At 72.4% G+C, this 22,797-nt stretch carries 25 protein-coding genes; 8 read left to right on the top strand and 17 right to left on the bottom strand.

Annotated elements, in window-relative coordinates:
- Window positions 1-187: 187 nt before the first annotated feature.
- Window positions 188-1,327 carry a zinc-dependent metalloprotease gene (locus ACRRSS_RS01495; RefSeq protein WP_435969410.1) on the bottom strand — a complete coding sequence of 380 codons (1,140 nt, stop codon included), beginning with the start codon at window positions 1,325-1,327 and terminating at the stop codon, window positions 188-190.
- 115 nt (window positions 1,328-1,442) lie between these two features.
- Window positions 1,443-2,846 carry a D-alanyl-D-alanine carboxypeptidase/D-alanyl-D-alanine endopeptidase gene (gene dacB, locus ACRRSS_RS01490; RefSeq protein ID WP_435969409.1) on the bottom strand — a complete coding sequence of 468 codons (1,404 nt, stop codon included), beginning with the start codon at window positions 2,844-2,846 and terminating at the stop codon, window positions 1,443-1,445.
- Between the two features lie 102 nt (window positions 2,847-2,948).
- Between dacB and ACRRSS_RS01485 the strand changes: the two genes are divergently transcribed.
- On the top strand, window positions 2,949-3,440 hold the full coding sequence (locus ACRRSS_RS01485; RefSeq protein WP_141300520.1) for an inorganic diphosphatase: 492 nt from the start codon (window positions 2,949-2,951) through the stop codon (window positions 3,438-3,440).
- Window positions 3,441-3,571: 131 nt separating this feature from the next.
- The gene (locus ACRRSS_RS01480; protein ID WP_435969408.1) at window positions 3,572-5,233 is read left to right on the top strand and encodes a threonine/serine ThrE exporter family protein; all 1,662 of its coding nucleotides are present in this window, start codon (window positions 3,572-3,574) and stop codon (window positions 5,231-5,233) included.
- Between the two features lie 132 nt (window positions 5,234-5,365).
- On the opposite strand, the gene ACRRSS_RS01475 is transcribed toward ACRRSS_RS01480, so the two are convergent.
- Window positions 5,366-6,079, bottom strand: coding sequence for a DedA family protein (locus tag ACRRSS_RS01475; protein WP_435969407.1), 714 nt, complete (start codon window positions 6,077-6,079; stop codon window positions 5,366-5,368).
- Window positions 6,080-6,229: 150 nt separating this feature from the next.
- On the opposite strand from ACRRSS_RS01475, the gene ACRRSS_RS01470 reads away from it, so the two are divergent.
- The 3 genes from ACRRSS_RS01470 to ACRRSS_RS01460 all read left to right on the top strand — a co-directional run bounded on the left by ACRRSS_RS01470 (window position 6,230) and on the right by ACRRSS_RS01460 (window position 9,614).
- The gene (locus tag ACRRSS_RS01470) at window positions 6,230-6,598 is read left to right on the top strand and encodes a YbjQ family protein (RefSeq protein ID WP_189832167.1); all 369 of its coding nucleotides are present in this window, start codon (window positions 6,230-6,232) and stop codon (window positions 6,596-6,598) included.
- Between the two features lie 274 nt (window positions 6,599-6,872).
- Window positions 6,873-8,162 carry an ion channel protein gene (locus tag ACRRSS_RS01465; RefSeq protein ID WP_435969406.1) on the top strand — a complete coding sequence of 430 codons (1,290 nt, stop codon included), beginning with the start codon at window positions 6,873-6,875 and terminating at the stop codon, window positions 8,160-8,162.
- A 33-nt stretch (window positions 8,163-8,195) separates the two neighbouring features.
- Window positions 8,196-9,614, top strand: a complete 1,419-nt coding sequence (locus ACRRSS_RS01460; RefSeq protein WP_435969405.1) for a glutamate decarboxylase — start codon at window positions 8,196-8,198, stop codon at window positions 9,612-9,614.
- Between the two features lie 40 nt (window positions 9,615-9,654).
- Here the strand turns inward: ACRRSS_RS01460 and ACRRSS_RS01455 are convergent, their stop codons facing one another.
- The 7 genes from ACRRSS_RS01455 to ACRRSS_RS01425 all read right to left on the bottom strand — a co-directional run bounded on the left by ACRRSS_RS01455 (window position 9,655) and on the right by ACRRSS_RS01425 (window position 16,735).
- The gene (locus ACRRSS_RS01455; protein ID WP_435969404.1) at window positions 9,655-10,716 is read right to left on the bottom strand and encodes an exo-alpha-sialidase; all 1,062 of its coding nucleotides are present in this window, start codon (window positions 10,714-10,716) and stop codon (window positions 9,655-9,657) included.
- Between the two features lie 377 nt (window positions 10,717-11,093).
- Window positions 11,094-11,858, bottom strand: a complete 765-nt coding sequence (locus tag ACRRSS_RS01450; RefSeq protein WP_435969403.1) for an ABC transporter permease — start codon at window positions 11,856-11,858, stop codon at window positions 11,094-11,096.
- On the bottom strand, window positions 11,855-12,835 hold the full coding sequence (locus ACRRSS_RS01445) for an ATP-binding cassette domain-containing protein (protein ID WP_435969402.1): 981 nt from the start codon (window positions 12,833-12,835) through the stop codon (window positions 11,855-11,857). The genes ACRRSS_RS01450 and ACRRSS_RS01445 overlap by 4 nt, the downstream gene beginning before the upstream one ends.
- A 117-nt stretch (window positions 12,836-12,952) precedes the next feature.
- On the bottom strand, window positions 12,953-13,567 hold the full coding sequence (locus tag ACRRSS_RS01440) for a PadR family transcriptional regulator (protein WP_435969401.1): 615 nt from the start codon (window positions 13,565-13,567) through the stop codon (window positions 12,953-12,955).
- A 54-nt stretch (window positions 13,568-13,621) separates the two neighbouring features.
- Window positions 13,622-14,164 (bottom strand): DinB family protein, encoded by a 543-nt coding sequence (locus ACRRSS_RS01435; protein ID WP_435969400.1) that lies wholly within the window; start codon window positions 14,162-14,164, stop codon window positions 13,622-13,624.
- Between the two features lie 155 nt (window positions 14,165-14,319).
- Entirely contained in the window at window positions 14,320-15,777 is a 1,458-nt protein-coding gene (locus ACRRSS_RS01430) for an aldehyde dehydrogenase family protein (RefSeq protein ID WP_435969399.1), read from the bottom strand.
- Between the two features lie 85 nt (window positions 15,778-15,862).
- Window positions 15,863-16,735, bottom strand: coding sequence for a helix-turn-helix domain-containing protein (locus ACRRSS_RS01425; protein ID WP_435969398.1), 873 nt, complete (start codon window positions 16,733-16,735; stop codon window positions 15,863-15,865).
- 328 nt (window positions 16,736-17,063) lie between these two features.
- Between ACRRSS_RS01425 and ACRRSS_RS01420 the strand changes: the two genes are divergently transcribed.
- Window positions 17,064-17,561 carry an ATP-binding protein gene (locus tag ACRRSS_RS01420; protein WP_435969397.1) on the top strand — a complete coding sequence of 166 codons (498 nt, stop codon included), beginning with the start codon at window positions 17,064-17,066 and terminating at the stop codon, window positions 17,559-17,561.
- A 189-nt stretch (window positions 17,562-17,750) separates the two neighbouring features.
- Here the strand turns inward: ACRRSS_RS01420 and ACRRSS_RS01415 are convergent, their stop codons facing one another.
- From ACRRSS_RS01415 to rpmG, 4 genes are all read right to left on the bottom strand, one after another.
- Window positions 17,751-17,963: a DUF397 domain-containing protein gene (locus ACRRSS_RS01415; protein ID WP_041129870.1), complete on the bottom strand. Its 213-nt coding sequence runs from the start codon at window positions 17,961-17,963 to the stop codon at window positions 17,751-17,753.
- A 221-nt stretch (window positions 17,964-18,184) separates the two neighbouring features.
- On the bottom strand, window positions 18,185-19,312 hold the full coding sequence (locus ACRRSS_RS01410; RefSeq protein WP_435969396.1) for a CobW family GTP-binding protein: 1,128 nt from the start codon (window positions 19,310-19,312) through the stop codon (window positions 18,185-18,187).
- The gene (locus ACRRSS_RS01405) at window positions 19,312-19,599 is read right to left on the bottom strand and encodes a type B 50S ribosomal protein L31 (protein WP_435969395.1); all 288 of its coding nucleotides are present in this window, start codon (window positions 19,597-19,599) and stop codon (window positions 19,312-19,314) included. Before ACRRSS_RS01405 ends, ACRRSS_RS01410 begins: the two co-directional genes overlap by 1 nt.
- Before the next feature lie 8 nt (window positions 19,600-19,607).
- Window positions 19,608-19,772 carry a 50S ribosomal protein L33 gene (gene rpmG / locus ACRRSS_RS01400; protein WP_141300493.1) on the bottom strand — a complete coding sequence of 55 codons (165 nt, stop codon included), beginning with the start codon at window positions 19,770-19,772 and terminating at the stop codon, window positions 19,608-19,610.
- Window positions 19,773-19,846: 74 nt separating this feature from the next.
- On the opposite strand from rpmG, the gene rpmB reads away from it, so the two are divergent.
- Entirely contained in the window at window positions 19,847-20,083 is a 237-nt protein-coding gene (gene rpmB / locus ACRRSS_RS01395) for a 50S ribosomal protein L28 (RefSeq protein WP_435969394.1), read from the top strand.
- Entirely contained in the window at window positions 20,083-20,388 is a 306-nt protein-coding gene (rpsN, locus tag ACRRSS_RS01390) for a 30S ribosomal protein S14 (protein ID WP_435969393.1), read from the top strand. Before rpmB ends, rpsN begins: the two co-directional genes overlap by 1 nt.
- 99 nt (window positions 20,389-20,487) lie before the next feature.
- Here rpsN and ACRRSS_RS01385 read toward each other — a convergent pair whose 3' ends face one another.
- From ACRRSS_RS01385 to ACRRSS_RS01375, 3 genes are all read right to left on the bottom strand, one after another.
- A complete protein-coding gene (locus ACRRSS_RS01385; protein WP_435969392.1) occupies window positions 20,488-21,255 on the bottom strand; it encodes a hypothetical protein in 768 nt (255 codons plus the stop codon).
- Complete coding sequence (locus ACRRSS_RS01380; RefSeq protein WP_435975220.1) at window positions 21,252-21,788, bottom strand: SigE family RNA polymerase sigma factor; 537 nt, start codon at window positions 21,786-21,788, stop codon at window positions 21,252-21,254. The genes ACRRSS_RS01385 and ACRRSS_RS01380 overlap by 4 nt, the downstream gene beginning before the upstream one ends.
- A gap of 230 nt (window positions 21,789-22,018) precedes the next feature.
- Window positions 22,019-22,666 carry a hypothetical protein gene (locus ACRRSS_RS01375; protein ID WP_435969391.1) on the bottom strand — a complete coding sequence of 216 codons (648 nt, stop codon included), beginning with the start codon at window positions 22,664-22,666 and terminating at the stop codon, window positions 22,019-22,021.
- Window positions 22,667-22,797: the final 131 nt, after the last annotated feature.

Below are 22,797 nucleotides of genomic sequence, written 5' to 3'. Positions count from 1 at the left end.
GGGTGGGGTGCCTCGGTCGGAGTCTTAACGGTCGGAATGGGGGGTTCGGTCACTCAGAGTGCGTCGATGGTGACAGAAACCGGGCCGTTACCCGAGCATTGCACGCCTCACCCCATGCCCAGGGTCCCTCGGATGGGTGATTGGCGAGGTGTTCTGACGTGTTCCTGTGCCGTCCGCCGCACCTGTCTCAGGAGTCTGCCTTACGGTGCACCCTCGCGATCCAGTCGGCGGGGGCGGCGATCTCGGTCTTGGTGGGGAGCGTGTTGGGGGAGGTCCACACGCGGTTGAAGCCGTCCATGCCGACCTGGTCGACGACGGCGCGGACGAAGCGCTCGCCGTCGCGGTACTGGCGGAGCTTGGCGTCGAGGCCGAGGAGCTTGCGCAGGGCCAGGTCGAGGCGGGAGGCGCCCCGTGCGCGGCGCTGCTGGAACTTCTCGCGGATCTCGGCGACGGAGGGCACGACCTGGGGTCCCACGCCGTCCATGACGTAGTCGGCGTGGCCTTCGAGGAGGGACATGACGGCGGTGAGGCGGCCGAGGATCTCGCGCTGTTCGGGGGTCTGGACGAGTTCGACGAGGGAGGGCGCGGGCTCGCCCTCCTCGGCCTCGGGGCGGCCGCCGGCGAGGGTCTGGACGGCGTCGCGGAGGCGTTCGACGACGGTGCCGGGGTCGACGTCGGTGGCGGCGAGGAACGACTGGATTTCGCCCTGGAGATGGTCACGTAGCCAGGGGACGGCGGTGAACTGGGTGCGGTGGGTCTCCTCGTGGAGGCAGACCCAGAGCCGGAAGTCGTGCGGGGAGACCTCGAGTTCGCGTTCGACGTGGACGATGTTGGGCGCGACGAGGAGGAGGCGTCCGCCGCCGTCGGGTCCGGCGGGGAGCGCGCGGGTGGCGGGGGCGAAGGTCTCGTACTGGCCGAGGATGCGGGAGGCCAGGAAGGACAGCAGCATGCCGAGTTCGACGCCGGTGACCTTGCCGCCGACGGCGCCGAGGACGGCGCTGCCGGGGTTGGCGGAGCGGCGGTCCTGCATCTTGCCGAGGAGCGGGGTGAGGAGTTCGCGGAAGCCTGCGACGTTGGCCTTGATCCAGCCCGTCCGGTCGACGATCAGGACGGGGGTGTCGTGCGGCTCCACGCCCTCGGGGATCATCCGCGTGTAGGCGCGGACGTGTTCCTCGGAGGCCTTGGCGTGCCTGCGGAGTTCGGCGACGATCTCGCGGGCCTCGTCGCGGCCGACTTCGGGTCCGGGCCGTACGAGGCGGGTCGCGGTCGCGACCGCGAGGTTCCAGTCGACCATCCCGGATGTGCCTGCGCCACCGATGCTCGTCATGCGTCAACCGTACGGTCTCGGAGCGCGTTCGGTGCGGGTTCGGGACGGCTTCCGGGCGGGTCGGGGCGGGGGCCCGGCCGGGTCCGGGCGGGGTGGGGGCCGGGCCGCGGGGCGGTCAGTCCTGGCCGGCGAGGGCCGCGGAGAGCCGGTCGAGGGCGGGTTGCGCCTCGTACGGGGAGAGGGTGCGTCCGGCGAGGAACGCGAAGGCGAGGAGGCGTCCGTCGGGGGTGACGACGGTCCCGGCGAGGGTGTTGACGCCGGTGAGGGTGCCGGTCTTGGCGCGGACGAGTCCGGCGCCCGCGGTGGCGGGTGCGGTGTCGAAGCGGTCGGTGAGGGTGCCGGTGAAGCCGCCGACGGGGAGTCCGGTGAGGAGCGGGCGCAGGGTGGGGCGGGCGGGGTCCGCCGCTCGGGTGAGGAGCCCGGTGAGGAGGGCGGCGGAGACGCGGTCGCGGCGGTCGAGTCCGCTGCCGTCGGCGAAGCGGGCTCCGGTGACGGGGAGGCCGAGCCGGGTGAGTTCGTCGCGTACGGCCCTGGCGGCGCCGTCGAAGCTCGCGGGCTGCTTCCGGGCGAGGGCGGTCTGCCGGGCGAGGGCTTCGGCGAGGTCGTTGTCGCTGTGGGTGAGGGTGCGCTCGACGAGGTCGGCGAGGGGGGCGGAGTGGGTCCGGGCGAGGGGGGTGGCCTGGGGGGCGCGGCCGGGGGCCGGGGCGCCGGTGATCTCGACCCCGGCGCGGGTGAGGAGCTCCGCGAAGGTCCTGGCGGTGTCGCCGGCGGGGTCGGCGGTACGGGGTGCGGGGCCGCTCGTGCTGTCGTCGAGGCGTCCTTCGCGGGTCATGAGGGCGACGACGGGGGCGATGTTCTCGTTGGGGCCGATGGGGTGGAGGGTGGGGCCCGGGTAGAGGCTCGTGTCGTAGGTGAGCCGTACGGAGGTGTGGCCGCGGGCCGTGAGGGCGCGGGCGGTGTCGGCGGCGAGGGCCTTGAGGCGGGCCGGGTCGAGTGTGGGGTCGCCGCCGCCGGTGAGGGTGACGGTCCGGCCGTCGGGGGCGGCGGTGACGGTGGTGGCGATGCGGTGGTCGGGGCCGAGGGCGGAGAGCGCGGCGGCGGCGGTGGCGATCTTGACCGTGGAGGCGGGGGTCATGGGGGTGGCGGCGCCCTCGCCGTAGAGCTGTGTGCCGGTGGCGGTGTCGACGACGGAGGCGGTGCGCCGCGGGCCGAGTCCGGGGTCGGCGAGGAGGGGGCCGAGGACGGCGGCGAGGTTCGCGGGGTGTCCCGCGGGGGTGGGGGCGTGCAGCGCGGTGAGGACGCCGGGGGCGCTCGGGGCGGGCGCGGGGCGGCGGGGCGGGGCGGGCGCGGGGGCCGGGGCGTGACGTGCGCCACCCGCCTGCGGGGCGGCGGCGCGGGCGCGCTCGGCCGTACGCTGACCCGAGTCCCACGGGCCTGCCGTGGTCACCGCCACGGCGGCCAGGGCCAGTCCGAGGGCGGCGGAGCCCGCCGTGAGCTGCCACATCCTCGGCTCGGGCATTGCTGACCAGCCCCTTTCGCGATCACACACGTGCGTGAGGGACACTTAACCACCGCGCGTCGTCGCGAGCATTCACTTGTGTTGATTCAGGAGGAGCCACCCGTGGAGTTCGACGTTCTCATCGAGATCCCCAAGGGATCGCGTAACAAGTACGAGGTCGACCACGAGACGGGTCGCATCCGCCTGGACCGCCGCCTCTTCACGTCGACGGCCTACCCGACCGACTACGGCTACGTCGAGAACACCCTGGGTGAGGACGGCGACCCGCTGGACGCGCTCGTCATCCTCGACGAGCCCACCTTCCCGGGCTGCCTCATCAAGTGCCGTGTCATCGGCATGTTCCGCATGACGGACGAGGCGGGCGGCGACGACAAGCTGCTGTGCGTCCCGGCCACCGACCCGCGCATGGAGCACCTGCGGGACATCCACCACGTGTCGGAGTTCGACCGCCTGGAGATCCAGCACTTCTTCGAGGTCTACAAGGACCTGGAGCCGGGCAAGTCGGTCGAGGGCGCCGACTGGGTCGGTCGCGCCGAGGCCGAGGAAGAGATCGAGAAGTCGTACGCGCGCGCCAAGGAGCAGGGCGGCCACTGAGCCCCTCGGCCCGATGGGCTGATGTTCTGATCGTGTGACAGGCGGTGCACCCTCGGGGTGTACCGCCTTTCGCACACCCGTCGCACACCCATACTGGAATCCACGATTCCCTAGGGAGTGAGGCGGAGAGAGTGGTGGTGGAGCCGGACGGCTCGAAGGGCGGGGCACCGGAGGACCGGAAGCCGCAGTCGGACGAGGCACGGAGCGCGTTCGTGCCACCCGCCGGTGTGGAGCAGCCCGCGCCACCCGAGGAGGAGCATCCGACCTCCGAGTTCTCCCTTCCGCCGGGCCTCACGCCCGAACCGCCGCCCGAGCAGGAGGGTTCGGCGTTCGCGACGCCGGCCACCTACTCGGCCAGGAACTCGCCGCCCGCCTTCACCCCGGCGTACGGGGTGCCCCTGGTGCGGCTCTCGCAGGACGCGCCGTGGCAGGACCGGATGCGGACCATGCTGCGGCTGCCGGTGGGTGAGCGGCCCGTTCCGGAGGCGCTGCGCAAGGAGGACGAGACCGGCCCCTCGGTGCCGCGCGTGCTCGACCTGACGCTGCGCATCGGCGAGCTGCTGCTCGCGGGCGGGGAGGGCGCGGAGGACGTCGAGGCGGCGATGTTCGCGATCTGCCGCTCGTACGGTCTCGACCGGGTCGAGCCGACGGTCACCTTCACCCTGCTGTCCGTCACGTACCAGCCCTCGCTCGTGGACGACCCGATCACGGCGAACCGGACGGTACGGCGCCGGGGCACGGACTACACCCGGCTCGCGGCCGTCTACACGCTGCTCGCCGACATCAACGCCAGCGCCCACGAGGTGACGCCCGAGGAGGCGTACCGGCGGCTGGCCGAGATACGGCGCAACCGGCACCCGTACCCCGGTTGGGTGCTCACGGCCGCGGCGGGGGTGCTGGCCGGCGCGGCCTCGGTGCTGCTCGGCGGCGGCCTGACGGTCTTCTTCGTCGCCGCGCTCGGCGCGGTGCTGGGCGACCGGCTCGCGTGGCTGTGCGCGGGGCGCGGGCTGCCGGAGTTCTACCAGTTCCTGGTGGCGGCGATGCCGCCGGCGGCGATGGGTGTGCTCCTCACCATGCTGCACGCGGATCTGCGCCCGTCGGCGGTGATCACCGGTGGTCTGTTCGCGCTGATTCCGGGACGGGCGCTCGTGGCGGCCGTGCAGGACGGCCTGACCGGCTTCTACATCACGGCCTCGGCCCGGCTCCTGGAGGTCGCGTACTTCTTCGTCGCGATCGTGGTGGGCGTGCTGTCGGTGCTGTACATCGCGGTGCAGTTCGACGCCCAGCTGAACCCGGAGGGGGCGCTGAACGCGGTGGAGCGGCCGGTGACGCAGATCCTGGCGTCGATGGTGCTGTGCGCGACCTTCGCGATCCTGTTGCAGCAGTCGCGGGCGACGGTGCTCTTCGCGACGCTGAACGGCGGGGTGGCGTGGGTGATCTACGCGTCGATCGCGGTGACGGCGGATGGCTCGACGGTCATGGCGACGGCGGTGGCGGCCGGTCTCGTGGGGCTCTTCGGGCAGCTGATCGCCCGCTACGAGCACACCTCCTCGCTGCCGTACGTGACGGCGGCGATCGGCCCGCTGCTGCCCGGTTCGGCGACCTACTTCGGGGTGCTCGCGATCGCCCAGAACAACCTGGACCAGGGCTTCGCCTCGCTGGCGAAGGCCTCGGCGCTCGCCCTGGCGATCGCGATCGGCGTGAACCTGGGGGGCGAGCTGGCCCGCCTCTTCATGCAGGCCCCGGGCGCCGCCGCGGCCCGCCGGGCGGCCAAGCGGACCAGGGGCTTCTAGCTCCGGCTCCGGCTTCGGCTTCGGCTTCGGCTTCGGCTTCGGCTTCGGCTTCGGCTTCGGCTTCGGCTTCGGGGGAACGCGCAGGGGCCCCGCACGGTGTGCGGGGCCCCTGTGGCGTGTCGGTCTCCCGGATCAGCGCTTGGCGTGCCGGCCGCGGGGCGGGTTGGGGGTGCCGGGGGCGTCGTGGTCACCGGGGGTGCCCTGGTCGCCCCTGGCCTGTGCCTTCTTCGACTGGGAGCGAGACCTCAGGACCTCGATCACGATCGGCACGACAGAGATCAGGACGATGCCGATGAGGATCATCTCGATGTGCTGGTGCACGAAGTCGATCTTGCCGAGGAGGGCGCCGAGGATGGTCACGCCCGCGCCCCACAGGACGCCGCCGATGATGTTGTACGTGATGAACAGGCGGTAGTTCATGCGGCTGACGCCGGCGATGATCGGCGTGAACGTCCGCACGATGGGGACGAAGCGGGCCAGGATCAGCGACTTCGGGCCGTGCTTCTCGAAGAACTCATGGGCCTTCTCGACGTTCTCCTGCTTGAAGAGCTTCGAGTCGGGGCGCTTGAAGAGGGCCGGGCCGACCTTCCGCCCGAAGAGGTATCCGACCTGGTCGCCTATGACCGCCGCGGCCACGATCAGCGTGCACATCAGCCACAGCGGCATGTCCAGCTTGCCGGTGGTGATGAGCAGGCCGGTGGTGAAGAGCAGCGAGTCGCCGGGCAGGAAGAACCCGATGAGGAGGCCGGACTCGGCGAAGACGATGGCCAGGACACCGATCGGACCAAAGGTCTGAATCAGATAGTCCGGGTCCAGCCAGCTCGGTCCGAGGGCAAGCGTGTTCACGGGTTTCCGGGCTCCTGCGGTCGGTGGGGGCATGGGGGACGGCTGGCCCCAAGCTATCAACGCGAGCCGAACGCGCCCGGTTCCCCGTCCCCCACAGGATGCGGAGAGCCGCTGAGCCCATGAGGCTGGGGGGTCAGGAGGTGCATGCCGATGGGCATCGACGAGTACGGGGGCGGCCAGGGGCCGCAACCCGACGTGCTGGTCGTGACGACGAACGACGTGCCGGGCTTCGAGGTCCGGCAGGTGATCGGTGAGGTCTTCGGACTCACCGTCCGCTCACGCCATCTGGGCAGCCAGATCGGCGCGGGACTGAAGTCGATGATCGGCGGGGAGCTGAAGGGTCTGACGAAGACCCTGGTGCAGACCCGCAACCAGGCGATGGAACGCCTGGTGGAGCAGGCTCAGGCGCGCGGCGCGAACGCCGTCCTGATGTTCCGCTTCGACGTGACGGAGGCGGCGGACGTGGGCACGGAGGTGTGCGCGTACGGCACGGCCGTGGTGATCGCCCCACGCGCCTGACCGTCGCACGCCCGGTGCCTGATCCCCCGGCACCCGGCCCGGCGGACCGGGCCCCGGTTCTCGGGCGCCCGGCCCGCAGCGGGTCGGCGGGCGCCCGGACGGCGGTACGAGGGTGCCCGGGAGGGTCCCCGGTCGGCAGGGTCACTGCCGACCGGGGACCCTCCCGCAGCTCTGCGGGCAGGTGGTCGCGCCGGCCTGACGCGCCATGAGGTGGACGTCCGTTCGGCCCGAATCTCGGGATGTTGTGCGGCATTTGCTCACTTATGGTGGGGCGGTGACCACCGATCACGCTCCGCCCGCTCCGTCATCCCCCGCCGACGCGACCCCTCTGCGGATCCTGCTGCCGCAGGTACTGCCCGCACTCGTGGTCGGGGTGGCGACAAGCCTGCTGTTCCTGGGGATCAGCGCCCTCGCCGAGAAGTTCGAGGGCGTCCTCTGGGACGACCTGCCGGACGCCCTCGGGATCGGCGGTCACTCCTCCCTCTGGATCATCATCATGCTCACGGCGACCGGCATCGCCGTGGGCCTCGTCGTCTGGAAGGTGCCCGGACACGCGGGCCCCGACCCGGCCTCCACCGGCCTCGGCGGGGCGCCGCTCGCCCCCGGGGTCGTCCCCGGACTCCTCCTGGCGAGCACCCTCGCACTCGCCGGCGGAGTCAGCCTCGGCCCCGAGAACCCGATCATCGCGAGCAACATCGCCCTCGCCTACTGGCTCGGCCGCAAGGCCGCGCCCGCGGTACCGGGCGCCGCCTGGGTCGCCCTCGCCTCGGCCGGCACCATCGGCGCCCTCTTCGGCACTCCGGTGGCCGCCGCCCTCGTCATCTCCGAGGCCCTCGCGGGCCGGCCGGGACGCGGCTCGCTCTGGGACCGGCTCTTCGCCCCGCTCGTCGCCGCCGGCGCCGGGGCGATGACCACCCAGCTGCTCGCCGAACCCAGCTTCGACATGGGGCTCCCGCCGCTCACCGACCCCGGCTGGGGAGACCTCCTCGCCGCCCTGGTGATCGCCTCCGCCGCGGCCCTCTTCGGCCTCGCCTCCTGCCACCTCTTCCCCTACCTCCACGCCGCCTTCGGACGCCTGCGCCACCCCATGCTGATGCTGCCGCTCGGCGGCCTCGTCCTCGGCCTCCTGGGCGCCCTGGGCGGGCCCCTGACCCTCTTCAAGGGCCTGGAGCAGGTCAAGGAGCTCACCTCCTCCATCGGCGGCTGGTCCTCGGGCGAACTCGCCAAGATGGCCGCGGTCAAACTCCTCGCCCTCGTCGTCGCCGCCTCCTGCGGCTTCCGCGGCGGCCGGATCTTCCCCGCGGTCTTCATCGGCGCCGCCTTCGGGATGTTCGCCCAGGCCCTCGTCCCCGAGGTCCATCCGTCGGTCGCCATCTCCTCCGCCGTCCTCGGCGTCCTGCTCGCCACCACCCGGCAGGGCTGGATCAGCCTCTTCACCGGCGCGGTCCTCGCGTCCTCACCCGCGATGCTCGCCCTGCTCTGCCTGGCCTCCCTCCCCGCCTGGCTGATCGTCACCGGCCGTCCCCAGCTCGAACTCGACGAGCAGGGCCGCTCCCTGCACTGACCCGCTCTCCCTCACCGGATACAAGGAGTTCCCATGCCGCTGCACCAGGGGCCCGCCGCCTCCCCCGCCGGACCCGAGCGCAGGCTCGCGCTCAACCCCTTCTTCGGGGAGGCCAACCCGGTCGGCGGCATGACCGAGGCACCGCCGCACCACCGGCTGCCCGACGGCCCGCTCCCCCCGGCGAGCGCCTACCAGCTCGTCCACGACGAGCTGATGCTCGACGGCAACTCCCGTCTCAACCTCGCCACCTTCGTCACCACCTGGATGGAGCCCCAGGCCGGCGTCCTGATGGCCGAGTGCCGCGACAAGAACATGATCGACAAGGACGAGTACCCGCGCACCGCCGAGCTGGAGCGCCGCTGCGTGGCCATGCTCGCCCAGCTGTGGAACGCCCCGGACCCGACCACGGCCGTCGGCTGCTCCACCACCGGCTCCAGCGAGGCCTGCATGCTGGCCGGAATGGCCCTCAAGCGCCGCTGGACCACACGGAACGCCGACCGCTATCCGGGCTCCGCCCGCCCCAACCTGGTGATGGGCGTCAACGTCCAGGTCTGCTGGGAGAAGTTCTGCAACTTCTGGGAGGTCGAGGCCCGGCTCGTCCCCATGGAGGGCGACCGCTTCCACCTCGACGCCGAGTCCGCCGCCGCGCTCTGCGACGAGAACACCATCGGGGTCGTCGCCGTCCTCGGCTCGACCTTCGACGGCTCCTACGAACCCGTCGCCGAGATCTGCGCCGCCCTGGACGCCCTCCAGGAGCGCACCGGCCTCGACATCCCCGTCCACGTCGACGGCGCCTCCGGCGCCATGGTCGCCCCCTTCCTCGACGAGGACCTGGTCTGGGACTTCCGGCTCCCCCGCGTCTCCTCGATCAACACCTCCGGTCACAAGTACGGCCTGGTCTACCCGGGCGTCGGCTGGGCCCTCTGGCGCTCGCCCGAGGAACTCCCCGAGGAACTCGTCTTCCGCGTCAACTACCTGGGCGGCGACATGCCCACCTTCGCCCTCAACTTCTCCCGGCCGGGCGCCCAGGTCGTCGCGCAGTACTACACCTTCCTCAGGCTCGGCCGGGAGGGCTACCGCGCCGTGCAGCAGACCTCCCGGGACATCGCCCGCGGCCTCGCCGAACGGATCGAGGCCATGGGCGACTTCCGGCTCCTCACCCGCGGCGACCAACTGCCCGTCTTCGCCTTCACCACCGCACCCGACGTCACCTCCTTCGACGTCTTCGACGTGTCCCGGCGCCTGCGCGAACAGGGCTGGCTGGTGCCCGCCTACACCTTCCCCGCCAACCGGGAGGACCTGTCCGTCCTCCGCGTCGTCTGCCGCAACGGCTTCTCCGCCGACCTGGCCGACCTCTTCGTCGAGGACCTGAACCGGCTGATGCCGGAACTACGGCACCAGTCGCGTCCGTTCACCGACGACAAGAGCGCGGCCACCGCCTTCCACCACTGAGCGGACCCACACCCCAGGCGGCGCCGCGCCTGCTCCGGGCTCAGGTCACGTCGCCCTCGCAGCCCAGCCGGAACTCCGACCACCGCACCCCGTCCGCGGTCAGCGCGTACCGACAGGACGAGCTCTCGCGCAGCAGGCCGAGCGGGGTGCGGCGGGTGTGGTGGCTGCCGTCGCCGAGCCGGACGAAGGTCCGTCCGCCGTCCCCGCTCCCGTACCCCGACAGCTCCCCGCCGATCTCGACCCGGCCGCCGGGCCCCGGCACCGGCAGCCCCAGGAGCGTGCGGGGCTGCTCCGACGGTCCCGTGGTCCACATCCGCTGCCAGCTCCTGCCGCCGTCCACGGAGCGGTGCAGTGCCCGCATCGGGTTCTTGACGGGCTCCCCGCCCGCCAACTCCCCCATCTCCGCCGCGTACACCGCGTCCCGGCCCACCGCGACCGCCGTGTACCACCCGGGGGCCGTCACGGGACTCGGCAGCCGGGCGACCGTCCAGCCCCGGCCGCCGTCCCGCGAGACGGCGACCGCCGCCCGGCCCGACAGCGGGTCCGTGCCCGAGACCCACCAGGAGCCGTCGGGCTCCTGCTGGTCCTGGGGCCGCGGGCGCGCCCCCAGCAGGGGCGTCCGGGCCAGCGCCCTGCGCCGCCCGTCCTCCGGCGAGACCACCACGAGACGGTGCCGCTGGCAGTCGTCGGGCAGGGCTCCGGCCGGCGTGGCACAGTCGGTGGTGAGCACCGCCCCCACGGGTATCTCCGGGGTCGTCCCGACCGTACGCCCGTCGCCCTCACGCCAGCTGCGGCCGCCGTCCCGGGTGAACCAGGTCCTCGCGTCCGGCCCGGCACCGCCCTCCTCGACGAGTGCCCGGCCGGGGCCGAGCGCGAGCAGGTCGGCCGAGACACCCTCCGCCACCGGTATCCGGGGCAGCGGGGACCGCCGCAGCACCCACTCCCGCGCCCCGGCGTCCCGCACGGCCACGTGCTGGCGGCAGAAGCCGCTCCCCGGCACCGCCGGATCGCCCTCGCACGCGACGAGCAGCGCGAACCCGCTGCCGTCCCGCGCGAAGCCCAGACCATGCGCCCAGCCGGGCAGCCCCGGCGCGGACGGCACCCGGGGCGGCGCCCCGAACACCCCCGGATACGGCCCGGGAAGCGGATACGGCCCGGGAAGCAGATCCGATCCCGCATCCCCCTGCGCCCCCGGCCCCGAAACTCCCGATCCCAGCCCCCCATGCGCCCCCGGACCCGAGGCATCCGCCCCCCGGCCCGAGGCACTCGAGGCCCCCGACCCCGACTCCTCCGACCCCGCACCCAGCCCCGTACACCCGCTGAGCACCACCAACACCACCAACACCGGCGCCACGACGGCGCCGACCACTCCCGTCGGCCTGCGCATCGCAGGTCCCCCTGTCCTCCCCGGGGCGGTCCGCGGTGAACCGCTGCTTTCAATACACCGCTCGCCGCCTCCGGGTTCCCACCTCCGCGCCGCTACTTCCCGAGCCGCCCGAACTTCCGTACCGCCAGCGGGAGGAAGACCGCGAGCAGCACCAGCGGCCACACCACCGCCGCCCCGACGTGCCCCGGCTCGCCGCCCGGGTTGCCGAAGAGGTCACGGACCGCCGTGGCCGTCGCCGACATCGGGTTCCACTCGACGAACGTGCCGAGCCAGCCCGGCATCGAGTCCGGCGAGGCGAAGGCGTTGGAGAGGAAGCCGAGGGGCCAGACCAGGATCTGTACCGCCTGCACCAGCTCGGCCCGCCCCGCGACCAGGGCGAGGAAGATCCCGATCCACAGCATCGCGAAGCGCAGCAGAAGCAGCAGTCCCAGGGCCCCCAGGGTGCTGCCGAGCCCGCCGTTCGCCCGCCAGCCGATCGCGTACCCGACGCCGACCATCACGAGGAGGCCCACCGTCGACTGGAGCATGTCGGCGGCGGCCCGTCCCACGAGCACCGCGCCGTCGGTCATCGGCATCGACCGGAACCGGTCGATCACGCCCTTGTTCAGGTCCTGGGTCACCGCCGTCATGGTGCCTTCGAGCCCGAACACCATGGTCAGGGTGAGCATCCCGGGCACCAGGTAGTCGACGTAGTCGCCGTCGACGCTCCGCCCGCCGCCGACCAGATAGCCGAACATCAGCAGCATCATCACCGGGAACACGAGCCCTACCAGGACCTGCACGGGCTGTCGGGCCCAGTGGGCCAGTTCCCGGCGGGTCATCGTCCAGCAGTCGCTCATCACGTACGCGGCGCTCATGCCGCCACCTCCTTCTCGCGGCCCGCCCCGGGGGCCGTCCCGTGCGACGTGAGGTGCAGGAAGACCTCGTCCAGCGTCGGCCGCCGCAGGGCGACGTCCTCCGCCTCGATCCCGGCCTCACCGAGCGCCCGCACGGTCTCGGCGAGCGAGGCCATCCGGTCCGTCACCGGGGCGCTGAGCCACCGCCGGTCGGTGTCCACGCTCACCTCCGCCCGCGCCGCCGGCAGCAGTCCGGCGGCCTCGTGGAGCCGTGCCGCGTCCCGTACGACGACGTCGATGCGGTCGACGCCGACCCGTGCCTTGAGTTCACCGGCCGTGCCGTCCGCCACGACCCGCCCCTGGTCCACGACCGAGATCCGGTCGGCGAGCTGGTCGGCCTCCTCCAGGTACTGCGTGGTGAGGAGCACCGTGGTGCCCCCGCCGACCAGGGAGCGCACCGACTCCCAGACCTCGCCGCGGCCGCGCGGGTCGAGTCCGGTCGTCGGCTCGTCGAGGAAGAGGACCTCGGGGTCGGTGATCAGGGAGGCCGCGAGGTCGAGCCGCCGTCGCATGCCGCCGCTGAACCGCTTGACGGGCTTGCGTCCCGTGTCGGTGAGGCCGAAGCGTTCCAGGAGCTCGTCGGCCCGCGTCCCGGCGCGTCGGGCCCCCAGGTGGTGGAGCCGGCCGAACATCTCCAGGTTCTGCCGTCCGCCCAGCTCCTCGTCGAGGGCGGCGTGCTGTCCGAGCAGCCCGATCCGCTGCCGTACCTTCCGCGCCTCGGTCCGTACGTCGTGCCCCGCCACCCGCACCAGGCCTTCGTCGGGGCGCAGGAGGGTGGCCAGGATCCGCACCGTCGTGGTCTTGCCCGCGCCGTTGGGTCCGAGCAGGCCGTGGACGGTGCCGCGGCCGACGGTCAGGTCGAGGCCGGCCAGCGCGTCCTTCTCCCCGTACCGCTTGCGCGCGCCCTGCACGACGATCGCGTCCGCTGTCGCTGACATGTCGATTTCCTCCAGAAATCAGTGTAGTCAAATTTGACCACTCACCGCCGACGAAGGAAGGTATGCCCTCGCGGAGCAGTTGGTCAAACTTGATTAATGACGGGCCGGGTCGACCGTTCAGGTCGCGAAGGGGTTCTCCTCGCCCTCCGCCAGCACACCCACGAAGGGGTCCCCCTCCCCCGCGAACACGTACGCCCCGCCCTCGATCCGCTCGATCAGACCGAGCGTCCACTCCTTGCCGGCGTCAGCCGAGTGGACCCACAGGTGCATGATCTCGCCGATGTGCCCGAGCTGACCGGGACCGCCCTCCGGCGTGTAGTACTCCGTGACCGCCGCCCGCCACTCGTCGAGCGCCCTCACCCGGCGGCGCAGCAGCTCCGCCGCCTCCTCCCGGGGCAGGTCGACGATGAAGCCGATGCCCGCCGACAGGACGTCCATCTTCTGGTCGTACGTGGTCAGCGCCTCGCGCAGCAGCGCGAAGTACTCCTCCGTGCCGCGCTCCGTCAGCTCGTACTCGACGCGCGGCGGCCCGCCCACCGCGCTCGGCGCCACCTCGTGCGCGTACAGCAGCTCCTGCTTCGCCATCTGCTTCAGCGCGTGGTAGATCGAGCCGGGCTTGGCGTGGGACCACTCGTGGGCGCCCCAGTACTCCAGGTCGTTGCGCACCTGGTAGCCGTGGGCGCGGCCGTGCTGCTTCACCGCGCCCAGGACCAGCAGCCGGATCGCCGACATGGCCGTACCTCCTAGTCAATTTTGACCAGGGTACGCGCGCGGGGTGGCCGGGGCTCAGCCCCGGCCCTGCTCCGCCGCGATCAGTTCGTAGGAGCCCTTGCCGTCCAGGGACTCCCGCACGATGTCCGCGTGCCCGGCGTGCCGGGCCGCCTCCTGGACGAGGTGGAGCAGCATCCAGCGGATCGACACCTGCCCGTCCTTCGGGAACCAGGGCGCCTCGGGCAGCGGGAAGGTGTCGTCGAGGCTGGGCACGGACCGGACGAACTCCTCGGTCTCCTTCGCCACGCCCGCCCAGAAGCCGACGACCTCCGGAATCGTCTCCTCGTCCACGAGCCGGAAGCCGTCGCCCCAGGTCTCGCCGGTGCGCTGGCGCTCGTTCGGCCGCCGCTGGGCCAGCCGGAGCCAGTTGAGCTCGACCTCGGCGACGTGCTTGACCAGGCCGGAGAGGCTGAGTTCGCTGGCACTGGGGCGGCTCGCCGCCTGCTCCTCGGTGAGCCCGTGGAGCGAGCGGCGGATCGCGGCCCGCTGTGCCTCGATGAAGTTGAGGAGCGCGCCGCGCTCGTCGCCGTGGGTCTCCGTGGGAACAAGAGCCACCATGATGTCCGCCTTCCGTAGCCGATCCGCCTGCGCCGCGAGGTCCACGTGGGTTCCGCGGACCTTCTCGACACCCCTCACGCTACGGAGGCTTGCGGACAACTACGGTCCGCAAGTCCTCGCGGAAAGCGATCCGCCGGAAGAGCCGGAGCAGGGGCTCAGAAGGGGAACCGGCTCCGGCCGTGCTGGATCGAGATCCACTTCTGGGTGGTGAAGCTCTCCACCATCGCCTCGCCGTTGAGCCGCCCGACGCCCGAGTGCTTCTCGCCGCCGAAGGGCACGATCGGCTCGTCGTGCACGGTGCCGTCGTTGATGTGGATCATGCCGGTGTGGATGCGCTTGGCGATCCGGACACCCCGCTCGATGTCCCCCGTGTGGACGGCGCCGCTGAGCCCGTACGGCGTGTCGTTGGCGATCCGTACGGCCTCCTCCTCGCCGTCGAACGGGACGATCAGGGCGACGGGACCGAAGATCTCCTGGCCCAGGACCGGGGCGTCCGGGGCGAACCCGGTGAGGACGGACGGGGAGACGAGGTTGCCGTCCACGGTGCCGTGCAGCAGCGCCGTCGCGCCGGCCGCCACCGTCTGGTCGACGAGCGAGGAGACGGCTTCCGCCTGCTGGGAGTTGATGAGGGGACCGATGTGGGTGGCGGGGTCGGCCGGGTCGCCGACCCGCAGGGTCTTCACCTTCGCCACGAACTTCTCGGTGAACTCCTCCTCCACCGTCCGGTCCACCAGGATGCGGTTGGCGGCCATGCAGACCTGCCCCTGGTGCACGAAGCGGCTGAAGACGGCCGCGTCCACCGCGTAGTCGACGTCGGCGTCGTCGAGGACGATCAGGGCGCTGTTGCCGCCGAGTTCGAGGACGGCGTGCTTGAAGTTCTGCGCGCAGACCGTGGCGACGTGGCGGCCGACCTTGTCGGAGCCGGTGAAGGAGATGACCTTCGGGATCGGGTGGGTGAGGAGCGCGTCGCCGATCTCGGCGATGTCGGTGACGACGACGTTCAGCAGTCCGGCCGGGAGACCGGCCTCCTCCAGGACCTTGGCGACGAGGGTGCCGCCGCAGATCGGGGTGTTCTGGTGCGGCTTGAGGACGACCGCGTTGCCGAGCGCCAGCGCGGGCGCGACAGACTTGATCGAGAGGAGGAAGGGGAAGTTGAAGGGGGAGATGACACCGACGACGCCGACCGGGACGCGGTAGACGCGGTTCTCCTTGCCGTCGACGGGGGACGGCAGGATGCGGCCCTCGGGGCGGAGCGCCAGCTGGACCGCCTCGCGCAGGAACTCCTTGGCGAGGTGCAGCTCGAAGGCGGCCTTGAGACGGGTGCCGCCGAGCTCGGCGACGATCGTCTCGGCGATCTCCTCCTCGCGGTCCTCGACGATCCGCAGCGCGCGCTCGAAGACGAGGCGGCGCGTGTATGGGTTGGTCTCGGCCCACTCGGCCTGGGCGCGCTCGGCCGCGCGGTAGGCGCGGTCGACCTCGCCGGCGGTGGCGACGGTGATCGACGCGAGCTTCTCCCCGGTGTACGGGTTGAAGTCGATGATGTCCCACGAGCCGCTGCCGGGCTTCCACTCGCCGTCGATGTACTGGTGGGCCAGGTCGGTGAAGTGCGACATGGATCGAGACCCCTCTACCCGCTCTACCTCTGTACGGATGACAGAAGTGACGTCGGAACTGATGTCACGTCATCGTACTGATGTGTCAGGAGAGTTGAAGGAGTCCTCGGAGAAGATCACGGGTTTCGGCCGGATCGGGCCCGTCCTTCTGGAGTCGCTCCATCACGCGCTGGTACTGGCCGACCTCCTCGCGCTTGTCGAGGTAGAGGGCGCTGGTGAGCTGCTCCAGGTAGACGATGTCGGAGAGGTCGGACTCGGGGAAGCTGAGCATCGTGAAGGCGCCGCTCTCGCCGGCGTGCCCGCCGAAGCTGAAGGGCATGACCTGGAGCGTGACGCCCGGGTGCTCGGAGATCTCGATGAGGTGCCTCAACTGGCCCCGCATGACGGAGCGGTCGCCGTACGGGCGGCGCAGCGCGGCCTCGTCGAGGACGGCGTGGAACTGCGGGGCGCGCTCGGAGACGAGGACCTTCTGCCGTTCGAGGCGCAGGGCGACGCGGCGGTCGATCTCGGCGGCGGGAGCGCCGGGCATGCCCCGGGTGACGACGGCCTGGGCGTACGCCTCGGTCTGCAACAGGCCGTGGACGAACTGCACTTCGTAGACGCGGATGAGGGAGGCGGCGCCCTCCAGACCGATGTACGTCTGGAACCAGCCGGGCAGGACGTCCCCGAAACTGTGCCACCACCCGGCGACGTTGGCCTCGCGGGCGAGCCCGAGGAGCGAGCCGCGCTCGGCCTCGTCCCCGACTCCGTACAGCGTGAGCAGATCCTCGACGTCCCTGGCCTTGAAGCTCACCCGTCCCAACTCCATACGACTGATTTTGGATTCGGACGCGCGGATGGAATATCCGGCCGCCTCGCGGGTGATCCCGCGCGACTCGCGCAGCCGCCTCAGCTGGGAGCCCAGCAGGATGCGCCGCACCACACTCCCGCTCGCTCCGCTCGATTCGCCTGCGGTCACGGCTCCAGCCTCCCCTTTACGGTGTCGAGCCCCCGTCGAGCCCCGGATTCTGCCACCAAACGCTTCAGCGCGTACACATTCGATTACGGAAAGGCGGCGAGATCCGGGCATGCGGGGGCAGGCGGCACACACTTCGCGGAAAGTTCCCCTCAACGAGTGCACGACTTATGCACAGATTCGGCACGGGGGCGGACAGGTCCGGCGCGTGCACGTGCATCTGCCCTTGCATCCAGTGGGCGCATTCGGAAGCATGGGCCCCGCGCAGCCGCGTACTCGTTCGTGTTGTCGTGTTGTAGCACCACAGTCGCGATTCCCGGGAGTGCCTCGCATGGGGACGAATGGATCGACCGTGCTCGAGCCGTTACGGCAGGGCCTTCCGCCGATCGATCCCGGCGCCGTCTCCACCTCCGCCTCCTGCGCGCTGCCCGCGCGGTACGAAGCGGTGGGCGGGGCCCGGAAGTTCACCAGCGCGACGCTGGACCGCTGGGAACTGACCGAGCGCTTCGACGACGTCGCCCTGGTCGTCTCCGAGCTCGTCACCAACGCGCTGCGCCACGCGGTGCCCGCCGACGCGCCTCAGGAAGAAGGCCAGAACCCACCGGTTCGGCTGCACCTGATGCGCTGGTCCTCACGCCTGGTGTGCGCCGTGCGCGACCCCAGCCAGGAGAGCCCGGAGGCGCGCGGCGGCGAGGAGGACTTCGCCGCGGAGTCGGGGCGCGGGCTGTTCCTGGTGGACTCGTTCAGCGACAGCTGGGGGTGGCACCCGCTCGCCGGAACGCTGCGGGGCAAGGTGGTGTGGGCGCTGTTCCGGATCGGTCCGGAGTAGGCGCGACACCCGCACGCACAAGGAGAGGGGCCCGGGCGCACACCGCCCGGGCCCCCTCTCGCGTACCTCCGGCGCCTCTCGCGTACCTCCGGCGCCTCTCGCGTACCTCCGGCGCCTCCGCGCACACCCGGCTCCTCCCGCGTGCGCCCGGCACCCCCCGCTCACGGACGGCGGGGCCTCGCGCCGGGGTCACACCAAGTGGTCGAACTCCCCGTCCTTGACGCCAAGCAGGAGTGCCTCTATCTCCGCGGGCGTGTAGACGAGTGCGGGGCCCTCGGGGTGGCGCGAGTTGCGTACGGCGACGTCTCCCCCCGGAAGCTTGGCGAACTCCACACAGGATCCCTGGGAGTTGCTGTGCCGGCTCTTCTGCCACACGACACCGCGCAGCTCCGTGGCCGCCATGCCGTTGTACGCGTGATGCGCATGATGCACTGGTAGCTCCCCGAGTTGCTTGGTGCACGTGTCAACTTCCTCGGATCATAGCTGTGTTCATATGCGGCTGCATGAGCAGATGCACGTGCACGGGGGGTGGCGTAGCGGCTACGCGACTCAGCGTGCTACCGGCGAGTACAGCCGCGGCGGTGCGCGCTCTTCCCCCTCACCCTACGGGGCCTGATCCTCGGTCAGACCTCCAGGAAGGCGTCGAAGGCGGAACCGAGCCCCCGCCAGGAGTCGCGGCCCGCCGCGTACTCCGCGTCCGTGAGCAGGCAGGACCCGAGGACGCGGGCCAGGTGCTCGCGGTCCAGGCCGGGCGAGGTGAAGACCAGGTGCTGGCAGCGGTCCCCGTGCTCCGGGTGCCAGTCGAGCGCCGCGGCCGCCCTCCGTACCGGCGGGACCAGCTCCCAGGCGGCGTCGGGCAGCGAGGCCAGCCAGGGGCCCGCGCTCTCCACGCTCAGGGCGCCGCCCGCCGCGTCCCAGGCGAGCAGGGTGTCCGGCCGGTCGGCCAGGTAGAACCGGCCGCGACTGCGGGTCGCCGCGCAGGTCAGGCCCTCCAGGGCGGCGAAGAGCCGCTCCGGGTGGAAGGGCCGGTGGTGGCGCCAGACGTAGGTGGCGACGCCATGCCCCTCGGCCTCCTGCGGCAGCAGCGCGCAGGCCGGGTGCTGGGCGGCGGCCGCCGCCTCCACGTCGAAGCCCGCGAACACGGCGGGGGCCAGTCCGTCACCCTCGACGGGGATCCTGAGGGCGGTGGGGTGGAGCTGGTCGAGCAGCGCCCGGTCCTCCGCGTCGGCCCCGGGGCTGTCGACGACGGCGAGCACGGGCGCGTACTCCAGCTGGCGCGCCCAGGTGTCCGCGACGGTACGCCGGTCGGTGGCGGCCGCGGCGAGGCCGACGTCCGCGAGGTCGTCGCCGTTGGCCAGGTACGGCAGGAGGAGGGCCGGGTCGACGGCGGTGACGACGGCGCCGACGCGGAATCCGGCGCCCGCGACGACCTCGGCCATCGCCCTGGGTTCGACGGAGTCCCAGAGCTCGACGACGGCGAGCCGGGTGAGCCCGGCGTCGCGGAGTCGTACGAGCTCGGGGACGAGGTCCTCGCGCAGGGCGCAGCAGGCACAGTCGTCGACGAGCGGGGTCTCGCCGGCGGCGAGGACACCGGTGGCGTCGCGGACGGTACGGGCGACGGTCCCGGTCTGCGGGGCCGTCGCCAGGTCGTGGTGGAGCGCCACGCTGCCGGGGACGGCGGCCAGGAGCCGGTCCACGGCAGCGCGGCGGGCGTCGGAGTGGAGCCCTCCGACGAGGGCGACGGAGAACATCAGGGGGCTGCCCCGGGGGTTCCCTCGCCGCGGTCGTCGCGGCGCCCGTACCGCTTCTCGAAGCGCTCCACGCGGCCCGCGGTGTCCAGGACGCGCGCGGTGCCGGTGTAGAAGGGGTGGCTCGCCGAGGAGATCTCGACGTCGATGACGGGGTAGGTGCGGCCGTCCTCCCATTCCACGGTCTTCCCGGGGTCGCCGGTGCGCGTGGAGCGGGTGAGGAAGGCGAAGCCGCCGGCCCTGTCGCGGAAGACGACGGGCTCGTACGGGGGATGGAGGGCGGGCTTCATGAGGTGGTTCAGCGCTCCTCTCGGAAGTCGACGTGCCGACGGGCGACCGGGTCGAACTTGCGCAGGGTGAGGCGGTCGGGGTCGTTGCGGCGGTTCTTGCGGGTGACGTAGGTGAATCCGGTGCCGGCGGTGGACCGGAGCTTGACGACGGGGCGGAGTTCGTTGCGTGCCATGGTGTGTAGAGTAAATGAAAATGGTTCCCATTTCCAATGCTCCTCCGACGTCTCCACGGAGAGGTAGGTCACCCTTGTCCGCCCACTGCCAGCTCACCGGAGCACGGCCCGGATTCGGCAACCGGATCTCGCACTCCCACCGGCGCACCCCGCGCCGCTTCGACCCCAACATCCAGCGCAAGCGCTACTGGCTGCCGAGCGAGGGCCGGTACGTACGGCTCACCCTCAGCGCCCGCGCGATCAGGACCGTCGACACGATCGGCGTCGAGGCCGCGGTGGCCCGCGTCCGGGCGCGCGGGGCGAAGGTCTGATGGCCCGGCGCGGCAAGGTCGCACGCGACGCGCACCGCAGGAGGGTCGTCGCCCGGTACGCCGAGCGGCGGGCCGAGCTGAAGGAACTCCTCCGCCGCCCCGGCACCCCGGTCGACGCCCGCGAGGCGGCGGCACGGGAGCTGAGCCGTCAGCCCCGGGACGCGAGCGCCACCCGGGTCCGCAACAGGGACGCGGTGGACGGCCGGCCCCGGGGCCACCTGCGCAAGTTCGGCCTGTCCCGGCTACGCCTCAGGGCGCAGGCGCACGCGGGGTTCCTGCCGGGGGTACGGAAGGCCTCGTGGTGAGGGGCCTGGTGGTGAGAGGTGTCGGGGCCTCGCGGTGAGGGCCCGGTGGTGAGGGGCGTCGGGTCCTCGTCGTGAGGCCCGGTGGTGAGACGCGTCGGCTCAGGGGGCCGGGGCGCGGGGGATGAGGGGCAGCTCGGAGAGGAGCCCGCCCGCGCGGTCGTACAGTGCCACGCCCACGTCCCCCTCCCCCCGCCCGGTGTGCGCGAACCAGACGCCCCAGCCGGGCTTTCCCGGCAGTTCGAGCAGGGTGGCGAGGATCTTGCGGCCGTCGGCGGTCCTCAGCTCGACGCGGCCCCCGTCACGGGTCCCGTAGTAGAGCCCCGAATGGAAGGCGCCCGTCGGGTTCCCCTCGCCCTGGTGGCTCACCCCCGGGCTGTCCAGGTCGATGTTGCCGTCGGTGACGCTCCGGGAGTTCTCGAAACCGTCCGGCCCCGCCCAGTGCTTGCCCTCCTCCGTGAGCCAGATCTTCCAGCCCTTCCCCGCGTCCACGCGTTCGCCTGAGGCCACCACCCGGATCGGGGCCGGCCGTGGCGGGGACGGACGCACGGCCGGAGCCGAGGTCGGGACGACGGTCGGCGGGGCCGCCACCGGGCCCGCACCCGACGGGGACGGGCCTACGGGAGTCAGGGCGACGACCGCCACCACGGCCGTCGCGACCGTGAGCACCGAGAGGGCCGAGAAGGCGGTCGTACGGCGCCTCCGGCGGATCCGGCCCTCCCGCCGGACGGCCTCCAGCGGCAACGGACCCGGGGTGACGTCGAGCGCGGCCCTCGCGAACACCGCGCGCACGTCGGTCTCACCGAGGTCGGGCTCGCGGCCCGGGTCGGGCTCGGGGTCAGGGGGTGTCGTCGGCCGTGCGGCGGTCATCGTCGGGCTCCGGAGGGGGCGGCGGGGAGGGGCGGGACGGGGACGGTGACGAGCCCGGGGTGGGCGCGCAGCGCCGCCAGGCCGCGCCGGGCGTGGGTCTTGACCGTGCCGATCGAGCAGTTGAGCACACCGGCGATCTCCAGCTCGGTCAGGTCCTCCCAGTAGCGGAGCACCATGACAGCGCGCTGGCGGGCGGTCAGGTCCGCCAGGGCCGTCAGGAGCGCGGTGCGCTGTTCGACCGCCTCGGCATGACCGGCGGAGGTGTGGCGCAGCGACTCCGGCAGGACCGGTGTCAGCAGATGGACGACCCGTTTCCGGCGGAGCCGACTGAGGTTGTTGTTGATCAGGGCCCGGCGTACGTACAGGTCGATCTCCCCACGGGGCACCCGCCGCCACCGTCCGTACACCTTGGCCAGGGTCGTCTGCACCAGGTCCTCGGCCTCGTGGAAGTCCCCGGTCAGGAGCTGGGCGGTACGCACCAGACGCGGCCAGGCCGCGACGGCGAAGGCGGCGAACCCGTCGTCGTCCGTGATGACCCCGCTGCTCCCGGCGGTCCCGGTGGCCCCGGCGTTCCCAGTGATCCCGGTGACCCTGCCGGCCACGGTGGCCTCCGTGTCCTCGGTGACGGACTCGTGCGGCACTGTGTCGGACCTCGCGATCGGTGGGCGGTCGTCGTCGGTGGAGCGTCGGTGGAAGGGGGAAGGGGGGTGGCGGGGCCCGCCCCGTGCCGGGCCCCGCCACGTTTCCGCCCCGGCGGTCGCGGTCAGCCGCGGCCGGCCGGGAAGTCGAAGCCCGGCAGCTCGGCGAGCGGCTTCCCCTCGCGGTCGTACAGGGCGACGTCGAAGGAGCCGCCGTCGTTGCCGGTCACCGGCCCGGTGCGGGTGTACCAGACGCCCCAGTCGGGACGGCCGGGCAGCGCGAGGAGGGTCGCGACGGTCTTGTGGCCCTCGGCGTCGGTCAGTTCGACGCGGCCCGCCTTGCGGGTCCCGTAGTAGACGCCCGAGTGGAAGACGCCGGCCGCGTTCCCCTCGCTCTGGTGGCTCACGCCGGGCGCGGAGCGGTCGATGTTGCCGTCGACGACGCTGCGGAAGTTCTCGAACCCGTCCGGGTCCGCCCAGTGCTTGCCGTCCCTGGTCAGCCACACGGTGTAGCCCTGCCCGGCGTCCACGCGCTCACCGGGGCGGACGGTACGGACCGGGTCCGCGGCGGGAGCGGCGGCCCTGACCGGGGTGACCTTCGCGGAGTCGGCCTTCACGGGGGCGGCCTTCGAGGGGGCGGCCTTCGGGGCGGTCGGGACCCGGGCGGCGGAACCGGTCGCCGCGGAGGTCCCGGCGGACGCCCCCACGGCCACCGGCGCCGCGATCACGACGGCGGCCACGACGCCGGCCGCGGCCAGCAGGTACTTCTTCATCCGACTGCTCCTGGGATCGATCGGGATCTCTGCGGACCGCGCACCTCCTCGGCCCTCACCCCTACCAACTCCGCCCGGCCCGGCGCCGGATGACATGCTCGCGAAAATCCACGGACGGGCACGGCGGATCT

It is taken from the genome of Streptomyces sp. Qhu_M48, from assembly GCF_051305195.1.
In the GTDB taxonomy this organism is placed as follows: domain Bacteria; phylum Actinomycetota; class Actinomycetes; order Streptomycetales; family Streptomycetaceae; genus Streptomyces.
Note: the sequence above shows the minus strand (reverse complement) of the source record. Positions and strands in the feature narration are given on the sequence as shown.